The sequence below is a fragment of the Bacillus sp. SIMBA_008 genome (genome assembly GCF_046535495.1).
Taxonomy (GTDB): domain Bacteria; phylum Bacillota; class Bacilli; order Bacillales; family Bacillaceae; genus Bacillus; species Bacillus subtilis.
The window spans coordinates 1-278 of sequence record NZ_JAWRWL010000331.1 but is presented as its reverse complement, the minus strand read 5'-3'; the positions used below and the strand labels follow the sequence as shown (position 1 = coordinate 278).

Sequence of the window (278 nt, the reverse complement as noted above, 5' to 3'; positions counted from 1 at the left end):
CTGCAGTCTCTGGACGCCGGCAGCTGGTATGGGGCTGAGTTTAAAGGGGAGCGGATTCCCCTGCTCGAAGAGGTTCTGAAGCGTTATCATTCTGAAATCGGATTTTTAATTGAACTGAAAGGGCACGTTTCTCAAGTCGGTCTTGAAAAAGCAGTCGGCCAGCTGTTAAGCAGGTTTACCTTTTCCATTCACCCTATCGTTCAATCATTCAGTCTCAAGTCGATTCAGACCTTTCACGACATGTATCCGTCCGTTCCGACTGCAATTATCGCAAGACC

At 48.2% G+C, this 278-nt stretch carries 1 protein-coding gene; it reads left to right on the top strand.

The window, feature by feature from the left end; translation table 11 throughout:
* The coding region (locus SB658_RS23440; protein ID WP_410602687.1) for a glycerophosphodiester phosphodiesterase at window positions 1-278 on the top strand (278 nt) is incomplete at both ends.